The sequence below is a fragment of the Pseudoalteromonas sp. TB25 genome (genome assembly GCF_000497995.1).
Taxonomy (GTDB): domain Bacteria; phylum Pseudomonadota; class Gammaproteobacteria; order Enterobacterales; family Alteromonadaceae; genus Pseudoalteromonas; species Pseudoalteromonas distincta.
Genome location: NZ_AUTI01000092.1, coordinates 1 through 1,723 on the forward strand (window position 1 = coordinate 1; position 1,723 = coordinate 1,723).

A 1,723-nucleotide genomic window follows, 5' to 3' on the forward strand; every position below is an offset into this window, starting at 1 on the left:
CCGCCTCTGCTGTATGGTTATAAACAACATCTAAAATAACTTCTATGTCGGCAGCATGAAGCTCGCGCACCATTTGCTTAAACTCGTTTATATCGTCGTTTACCAAATAGTCTTTGTGGGGGGTAAAAAAGTTAAGCGTGTTATAACCCCAGTAGTTTTGCAGCCCTTTTCCTGTTAAAAATTGCTCACTAATAAAAGAGTGAACAGGTAAAAGCTCAACTGCTGTAACGCCAAAACTTTGTAAGTGCTCAATAAAGCTTGGATGGCTTAACCCTAAAAACTTCCCTTGTAGAGATTTAGGTATTTTAGGATGACGACACGTTGTACCTTTCACATGGCACTCGTAAATAACCGTGTTTGACCAACGGTGGTTTGGCTTTTTATGCGCGTACAACGTAGGAGCAGCTACTTTTGATTTAGGTATATCAATGGCATTATTTACGGTGCTTTTAGTGCCAATTGGCATTTGCCCATAATGGCGTTCGCTCCACGTAAACTCACCAAATAAGTCTTTTGCGTATGGGTCTATCAGTAGTTTATTTTCGTTAAATAGTTGACCATTTTTAGGGTTATATTCACCCTCAACTCTAAAGCCATAAAGTGCGCCGGCGCTTAATGGCGAAATATGAATACTCCAAATACCCCCTTCGTTAATATTCATCGCCATTTTTAGGATTTCTGAATGGCCACTTTTATCAAACAGGCATACATAAGCTTGGCTTGCACCTGGCGCATAAAGCGCGAAGTTAACCCCATAGTTAATAACACTAGAACCAAGTGGTTCTACATTACCGGGGGCTACATCAAATCGGTTACTCATCATCAACCTTTTGTAAGTAAATAGTTGTTAAGCCACCAATGGCAATTGAAATACTGTGTTTAAAGCCATGATTTGATTCGTTTATTGCCTGAACTATCTGCGATGAATCTTTAGTTACCTCAACGCCAGAGCCAAAAAACTGAGTATCGTCTGTATTTAAAACAACTTTATAACGCCCTTTACTCGGTACGCCAATAACGTAGTTTTCATAGGAAGCGGGGGTAAAATTAGCAATAACAACCACAAAGTTTTTTGCGTTTTTAGCATAGCGAACAAAGCTTAAAATACTCTGCTGATTATTATTGTTATCTATCCAGGTAAAACCAGCCGCGCTCGAATCTAACTCATACAACGCAGGTTGGTTTTTATAAACAGTATTTAGCGCTTTTACGGTGTGCTTTATACCGTTATGGCTTTGGTGCTCAAGTAAATGCCAATCGATAGAATGATCGTGTCCCCACTCTTTTCGCTGTGCAATTTCACCGCCCATAAACAAGAGTTTTTTACCCGGATGTGCCCACATAAATGCGTAGTAAGCGCGTAAATTTGCAAATTTCTGCCAATCATCGCCTGGCATTTTTTCAATTAACGATCCTTTACCGTGGACTACTTCATCGTGGCTTAATGGCAATATATAGTTTTCACTAAAAGCGTATACCATCGAAAAAGTCATTTCGTGATGATGATGCTGACGGTATAAAGGGTCGTGCTGCATGTAATGCAAACTATCGTTCATCCAACCCATATTCCACTTATAGCCAAAGCCTAAGCCGTTGTGCTCAACACTTTGGGTGACGCCCGGCCACGCTGTTGACTCCTCAGCCACCATCATAATGCCTGGGTTGTTTTTATAGCTGCGCATATTGACTTGCTTTAGGCACTCAATTGCACCTAAGTTTTCGC

2 protein-coding genes are annotated in these 1,723 nt (G+C 40.7%); both read right to left on the minus strand.

Annotated features, from left to right (window positions below):
- On the minus strand, positions 1-820 hold an 820-nt coding region (locus L652_RS0101840), incomplete at its 3' end, for an alpha-amylase family glycosyl hydrolase (RefSeq protein ID WP_024603229.1).
- Positions 813-1,723, minus strand: a 911-nt coding sequence (locus L652_RS0101845) for an alpha amylase C-terminal domain-containing protein (RefSeq protein ID WP_024594664.1), incomplete at its 5' end; no start/stop codon positions are given. The genes L652_RS0101845 and L652_RS0101840, both read right to left, overlap by 8 nt.